This window comes from Argonema antarcticum A004/B2 (assembly GCF_023333585.1).
GTDB lineage: Bacteria > Cyanobacteriota > Cyanobacteriia > Cyanobacteriales > Aerosakkonemataceae > Argonema > Argonema antarcticum.
Window position 1 is genome coordinate 1 of record NZ_JAIQZN010000178.1, and the last position, 6,752, is coordinate 6,752.

Genomic DNA, 6,752 nt, shown 5'->3' on the forward strand with positions numbered 1-6,752 from the left:
GAGAGTGGGAGAGTGGGAGAGTGGGAGAGTGGGAGAGTGGGAGAGTGGGAGAGTGGGAGAGTGGGAGAGTGGGAGAGGGGGAGAGGGGGAGAGGGGGAGAGGAGAAAAGCAATAAAAATGTTCCTCAAAGGATTTTTGACTTTTGACTTTTGACTTTTGACTTTCGCGTAGCGGCACTAGGTTAACTTAACCTTACCATTACCTAAGTCTTACCAGTTCCTAAACTTACAATAGTACAGTTGGTTTTGAAGCTCCCGCTTTTGACCAGCTTAATCTTGCTTACTTTCTAAAACTAAAGCTTTTTATGAAGCTCAAACGTCGAGACTTCTTGTTATTGCTCGGAGCTAGTGCTGGTGCGGTGGCTGCGGTTACGTTTCTGGCAAACAGAAAAAAATTTACTGGTAGCGATTCGATCTTCCAGCCAATCAAAGGCCCCATGCCTCTAGAAATGGATGAAATTCCAGCCGCTCAAGTAGTAAGGAATTACAGTACTTACGAAGTGGTGGATGATCTGGTGCTGCCAGAAGGCTTCATTTATGACATTATTGGTGCTTGGGGTGATAAAATAGGCGATTCTCGCTTTGGCTATAACAATGATTATTTGTCTTTCATAGAAACTGGGAAAGATGAAGGTTATCTGACAGTCAATTTTGAATACATCAGCCCCATCTCTTGGCTGCAAGGCTATCCGAAGGTGATAAAGAAAACTTTGCCGTTTGGTGAGGTACAGGCGGCGGTAAAAACTGTTGGTAATAATGGTATTAATGCCTTTGCTTTGCCGCCAGAAGAGGAGGCGCTGAAAGCAAAAATACGAGAAATTTGCAAAGAAGCTTTGATAGATCAGGGAATAGGTGTTATTTCCATTCGCAAAAATCCAGATGGCAAGTGGGTGCGGACAAATTCGTCATCCGATCGCAGGATTAGTGGTATTTCTGGATTAGAAGACGATCGCTATCTAAAAACAACTGGGCCAGCTACATTTGTATTTCGGAAAACCCAGGGCCAAGGTTATATCGATAAATTGAGCGATCGCATCATCGGCACTTTTGGCAACTGTGCTGGTGGGACAACTCCTTGGGGCACTGTCCTTAGCGGCGAAGAGAACTTCCAAATCCAAGTACCAGAACCAGTATATGCCGATGGCACCGCTTTCGACCCCAGCAAGCAAGCTTTTGCGATCGGCGAACAAGAATTATCTGGACAAGGTAACGTACTGGGATTAGCTGGTAACAAATATGGCTGGATAGTAGAAGTAGACCCAGCTAACCCCAAGGATTACGGCACCAAACACTCTTGGCTGGGACGCTATCGTCACGAAGCTGTAGGCATTCGAGTTGTCGCAGGCAAACCCCTGGCATTTTATTCCGGGTGCGATCGCAGAGGCGGACACTTGTATAAATTTGTCAGCAAAGGCAACGTCAGCAATCCCCAATCCAAAGCTAATTCCCGCCTGCTAGAAGATGGAATGCTCTATGCCGCTGTCTTCAACCCCGACGGTACTGGGCGCTGGATTCCCCTCAAACCAAGTACGCCAGTAAATCCCGTCAGTCCCAGCAATATCGAGGGTAAATTGCTCACCCTCCCCAAGCGTCCAGACGGAGGAGTACTTAATGCAAAGACAGACGCAGAAGTCAATAGTTTTAAACAAAAATTTAAAACCCTGAACGACCTCTATATAGGCAACGCCCAAGAAAAACAAGGTGCCATTCTCATCGATGCCCACTTTGCCGCCAACGCAGCAGGTGCTACCCCCACAGCGCGTCCCGAAGACACCAAAGTCGCCAGCGATGGTTCCCTCTACATCACCTACACCTCCGGTTCTCCCGGCGGCGAGGGTGGCCCAGATAAGCGCATCTTCAAGGGGCCGAAAGCAGAAAGCCCTTGGGAATATGGCTGGATTATGCGCCTGAAGGAAGATAAAAACGACCCAGCTGCCATGACATTTCGTTGGGAAATGCTGGCTATGGGGGGCGAACCTGCTGACGGTGGGGCTGGTTTTTCCAATCCCGACAACCTCTTGATCGATCGCAATAACAACGTCTGGATGGTTACCGATATGTCCTCAGCAGCACACAACGATCCGGGAGATCCCCTTAGACGCGGTTGCTTTGGCAACAACGCTATCTGGTACATCCCCACTTCGGGCCCTAACGCAGGCAACGCCTACCTGTTTGGCATGGGGCCAATGGATTGCGAAACCACAGGGCCATTTTTCACTCAAGACCAGCAAACCTTGTTTTTAGCAATACAACATCCAGGCGAAGTTAAAGGAATTCGTCAAAATGCAGCTTCCGAAACAAGAGAGTTTCAAATGAGAACAACTGACGGTCAGAAGTTCAAGCAAACTCGCACAGTTCCGATTGGTTCCAACTGGCCGGGAGGCGGTCAAAATGACCCACCAAAACCTGCTGTTGTTGCCATTCGACGCCAAGACGCCAAACCAATTACCTAGTGAGAATTGAAAATGGCAAATTTCAGATTTCAAATTTAATTTAATTTAAAAATTTGAAATCTGAAATCTCAACTTTTAAATTCCTGTCGCCCCTAGCCCCTACCCCCCTACCCCAAACCCTAATTTTATGCCGCTCTCTGCTCCTATTCCTCTCAACCTTACCAATCTCAAACAGCGAACATTCAGCTGCCACGATTTGCTTCCACTACAATCTGATAGCTTATGGAAAATAGAGCGTGGAGTCGTCCGTACTTTGACTTGTAGCGAAGAAGGAAGATCGATCGTCCTGGGATTTTGGGGGCCTGGAGATGTGGTCGGCAAACCCCTGTCTAGACTCGATCCATATCAGATAGAGTGCTTAACAAGTGCCGAAGTTAGTCTTTTACCTTCTCATCTTTGGTATCAAGTTATGGATGCCTGGATTTTGCACGCTCAAGAGAGCGAAGAACTGCTTAGCATCGTTCACAATAGACCTGTTAACCTTCGCTTGCTGCAACTTTTAAACTGGTTAGCCCGCAAATTCGGTCGTGAAGTAGAGGGAGGAAAATTGATCGAACTGCCATTAACCCATCAAGCTCTCTCGGAAGTCATCTGTACAACGCGAGTAACGGTGACGCGGTTGCTCAACCAGTTTGAACAAGAGGGCATCCTGAACCGACGAGGGCGTTTTTTGATTCTTGGCAGACAAAAATAGGATTTGACAATTTGAAGAACGCGATCGCAATTCCAGCGTCGTTGTAGTATATGCCACTAACTTTACCTACACATAGCTTGCCAAATCCGGTTGCGTGTAAAGATACAATAAGTTGATAAGGTATATGGAATACTCGGCGACCTGTTTGAGTCGATTTTGAGGCTTTTCCGTACAATAAAATTTGGTGTGAGGCAGCAAAGATGTCGAAAACGCTTTGGAACGCTCTAAAACTCAGTCCCGCACTTCTGGGTGCAACCATTCTCGTAGCTAACTCAGCCCTAGCAGCGGAGGAGTCAGCCCGATCGATCGGTCAAGACAAAACGCCTGCTGCCACAGAATTACCCGCATCTGGACTTTCCCAGAACCAGCCAAGTCCAATCTCAAGCAACACCACTGAGTTGGCTCAGGTTCCAGCTTCAGGAAACGGATCGTCTAGCAACGCTCAGCCAGAATCCAACAGCACTCTGGATCGAATCAATCAATACAACGATCGAAGCAGCGGTTTGGAGCAAGTAACTTCTGTTTCCCAATTGCGGGACGTACAGCCCACAGATTGGGCATTCCAAGCACTGCAATCTCTGGTCGAGCGCTACGGTTGTATTGAAGGTTATCCCGATCGCACTTATCGCGGCAATCGGGCTTTGACACGCTACGAATTCGCCGCTGGGTTAAATTCTTGCTTAAACCGGATACAAGAACTGATTGCAGCAGCAGGCGGCGGTGGAGTCACAACGGAGGACATAGAGAGGCTCCGGCGCTTGCAAGAGGAATTTAGGGCTGAACTCACCACTCTGCGCGGTCGCGTAGATGCGCTGGAAGCACGCACGGCGAGACTGGAAGCACAGCAATTCTCCACCACCACCAAACTTAAAGGAGAAGTAATTTTCGCCTTGGCTAGCGTGTTTGGCGATGACAACAATGGAAGGGCTGATAATGGCGACTTGCAAGACAACCCCATCTTTGGTAACCGGGCACGTCTGAACTTCGATACCAGCTTCACCGGCAAAGACCTCTTGAGAACCCGTGTGCAAGCTCGAAACATCACCCAATTTGATGGAGGAAGTAGCAGTCGTCCTAATGTCACAGGTACGAGCATGACCCGCTTGGGGTTTGATGGCGACAATGGAAATGATGTTGAGCTTGATGACCTTTACTATCGTTTCCCGCTCAGTAAAAATGCTAGGGTCACCTTGGTAGCCAATAGCGGTGAGTTCAATGACTTGCTAAATAATGTCCACCCAATATTTGAAAGCAGTGGAGGTGGTGCAATTTCACGATTTGGGCGATACAACCCCATCTATCGCCTAGCAGATGGTGGTGCTGGGGCGACAGTGAACTTGAACTTGGGTTCGTCTATCGGTCTGGATTTTGGTTATCTAGCACTGAATGCTAGTAACCCAACCGACAAAAACGGGCTTTTTGATGGTGCATACGCCGCTATGGCTCAGGTGGTATTATTTCCAAAAAGTAATTTTAATCTGGGTCTGACCTATGCCCACTACTACTCTCCCGGTAAAGATGTAAACCTCACGGGAAGTACGGGCAGTAGTTTTGCACAAAGACCCTTTGGTAGCGGTATTGCTACTTCAGCCGATGCCTTGGGGGCAGAATTCAACTGGCGACCCAACCGTAGGTTTATCCTTTCTGGATGGTTTGGATATACTATGGCTGAAGCAGAATCGGGATTGGATCAAGGCTCTAATGCTGATGTCATCAACTATGCCGTGAGCTTGGGTTTACCAGACATAGGTCGCAAGGGCAACTTTCTAGGTCTTGTCGCGGGCGTGCCGCCTAAAGTCACCAGCAATGACTTGGATGGTGGAATTTTAGATGATGGTAGACAACTGGCCGATCGCGAAGATAACGACACTTCCTACCATCTGGAAGCCTTCTATCGGATTAAAGTCAGCGACAATATCTCCATTACCCCTGGTGCGTTTGTGATTCTCAATCCAGAACACAACGATAACAACGACACCATCTACGTCGGAACGGTGCGGACGACCTTTAGCTTCTAAAGGATCTGACGTAGGGGCAATTCATGAATTGCCCCTACATCCGGGGTAAAGTCGCCCCCCTAACCCCCCAAATCTGGGGGGTACAAGATTTCTTCTCCCCCAGATTTGGGGGAGGGGGCAAGGGGGCGAAAAGCGTAAGATAACCAATGCCCTAGACTTTTAGAGAAGCATCGATATATAATGAGAAATTGTGAGTTTTTTTTTGAAAGTTTATGAATGCTGAAGCAATTATCCGCTCAATAGAAGGCGAACAACTAAAAAAAGATTTACCCCAAATCTACGTAGGCGACACCATCAAAGTCGGGGTAGTAATTCAGGAAGGCGGTAAAGAGCGGACACAGCCTTACGAAGGTGTCGTGATCGCCAAGCGCAATGGGGGGATTAACGAAACGATTACAGTGCGCCGCGTTTTCCAAGGCGTTGGTGTAGAGCGAGTGTTTTTGATCCACTCTCCCCGAATTTCCAGCATCAAGATCGTGCGTCGCGGCCAAGTTCGCCGTGCTAAACTTTACTACTTGCGCGATCGCGTCGGCAAGGCCACTCGTCTGAAGCAACGGTTCGATCGGCCCCTGACCTAGTTATTGCAACATTATGGGATTTGCTTGCGCGAACTCTCATAATGTTGTTATCATAGAAATCGCTCTGATAAATAAGCGTGCGCTCTTAGTTCAGTTGGTAGAACGCAGGTCTCCAAAACCTGATGTCGGGGGTTCAAGTCCTCCAGGGCGCGTCTTTCTGAATCCTTATCTCTACTAGCTTTCAAGCCATTGGAGTCTCAGAAGTGATTGCTGTCTACTCACGACCTACTCAAAACAAAATATAACAGATTTCCTACTCATCCTTTGTTACTGGTGTTTTTGTGAGTAGGTCGATCGCACGTAGCAATCAGGGTTTCAGTCCACACTTAGGGTCTAAAACCCCTAGACTGAAATACGTAGCATCAAAGTCAAAGATGGGACAATACGAACGCCTAATTCTCATGGCAGAGGATGAACTGACCCAATACAGCACCGATGCCCGTAAAATTGAAAAACTCCGCCAAAAAATAGGTTTATCCGTTACCGCAGCAGAACAACGACAGGTCAAAGAAACATTAGTAGCCGAAATGCCAAAAGATTTCTTGAGCCTACTGGTGGAAAAACAGCGTCAGACTGTCGCTTTGCCATTTTGGGGTATTGCAGGACTGGGACTGCTACTTGGTATCGCCCTCGCCCAACCAGCCGACTATATCGCCACAGTTGTAGGAACTGCTTTAGCGATCGCATTGCAAAAATGGGGCTGGAACTTGCAGGCTAAACGCTTGGTACTGCAAACCCTTGAGGATATCGAAGAACGGACTCAAAAACCTATGACGGAAAATACTGCTACTCCCAAGAGCGATCGCTCTTAACTAAGAGTTTTGCATCTTGGTGGGAGAAATCCCACCATTTTGTTAAACACAAAAAAGCGCCCCCATGAAAGAGAGCGCCTTTTTGTGATTCAATTACTAGCTACCAATTAACCATTGATAACAGGAGCAGTCATAGCCACAGGAGCAGCCACACCAGCAGCCAAATCGAGCGGGAAGTTGTGAGCATTGCGCTCGTGC

5 protein-coding genes and 1 tRNA gene are annotated in these 6,752 nt (G+C 47.9%); all 6 read left to right on the forward strand.

What is annotated here, in order from left to right:
• Window positions 1-304 precede the first annotated feature (304 nt).
• The 6 genes from LAY57_RS34490 to LAY57_RS34515 all read left to right on the forward strand — a co-directional run bounded on the left by LAY57_RS34490 (window position 305) and on the right by LAY57_RS34515 (window position 6,554).
• Window positions 305-2,452: a PhoX family protein gene (locus tag LAY57_RS34490; RefSeq protein ID WP_249071817.1), complete on the forward strand. Its 2,148-nt coding sequence runs from the start codon at window positions 305-307 to the stop codon at window positions 2,450-2,452.
• Between the two features lie 127 nt (window positions 2,453-2,579).
• Window positions 2,580-3,146: a Crp/Fnr family transcriptional regulator gene (locus LAY57_RS34495; RefSeq protein WP_249071819.1), complete on the forward strand. Its 567-nt coding sequence runs from the start codon at window positions 2,580-2,582 to the stop codon at window positions 3,144-3,146.
• 200 nt (window positions 3,147-3,346) lie between these two features.
• Window positions 3,347-5,164 (forward strand): iron uptake porin, encoded by a 1,818-nt coding sequence (locus LAY57_RS34500; RefSeq protein WP_249071821.1) that lies wholly within the window; start codon window positions 3,347-3,349, stop codon window positions 5,162-5,164.
• Window positions 5,165-5,376: 212 nt separating this feature from the next.
• Window positions 5,377-5,742, forward strand: coding sequence for a 50S ribosomal protein L19 (rplS, locus tag LAY57_RS34505; protein WP_249071824.1), 366 nt, complete (start codon window positions 5,377-5,379; stop codon window positions 5,740-5,742).
• A gap of 79 nt (window positions 5,743-5,821) precedes the next feature.
• A tRNA-Trp gene (locus tag LAY57_RS34510) sits at window positions 5,822-5,894 on the forward strand.
• 222 nt (window positions 5,895-6,116) lie between these two features.
• Window positions 6,117-6,554 carry a hypothetical protein gene (locus LAY57_RS34515; RefSeq protein ID WP_249071826.1) on the forward strand — a complete coding sequence of 146 codons (438 nt, stop codon included), beginning with the start codon at window positions 6,117-6,119 and terminating at the stop codon, window positions 6,552-6,554.
• Window positions 6,555-6,752 lie beyond the last annotated feature (198 nt).

What these genes read in the sequence shown, in the direction of transcription:
- LAY57_RS34500 (WP_249071821.1), top strand. Translation starts at nt 3,347, where the DNA reads ATGTCGAAAACGCTTTGGAACGCTCTAAAACTCAGTCCCGCACTTCTG.
- LAY57_RS34490 (WP_249071817.1), top strand. Translation starts at nt 305, where the DNA reads ATGAAGCTCAAACGTCGAGACTTCTTGTTATTGCTCGGAGCTAGTGCT.
- LAY57_RS34495 (WP_249071819.1), top strand. Translation starts at nt 2,580, where the DNA reads ATGCCGCTCTCTGCTCCTATTCCTCTCAACCTTACCAATCTCAAACAG.
- LAY57_RS34515 (WP_249071826.1), top strand. Translation starts at nt 6,117, where the DNA reads ATGGGACAATACGAACGCCTAATTCTCATGGCAGAGGATGAACTGACC.
- rplS (WP_249071824.1), top strand. Translation starts at nt 5,377, where the DNA reads ATGAATGCTGAAGCAATTATCCGCTCAATAGAAGGCGAACAACTAAAA.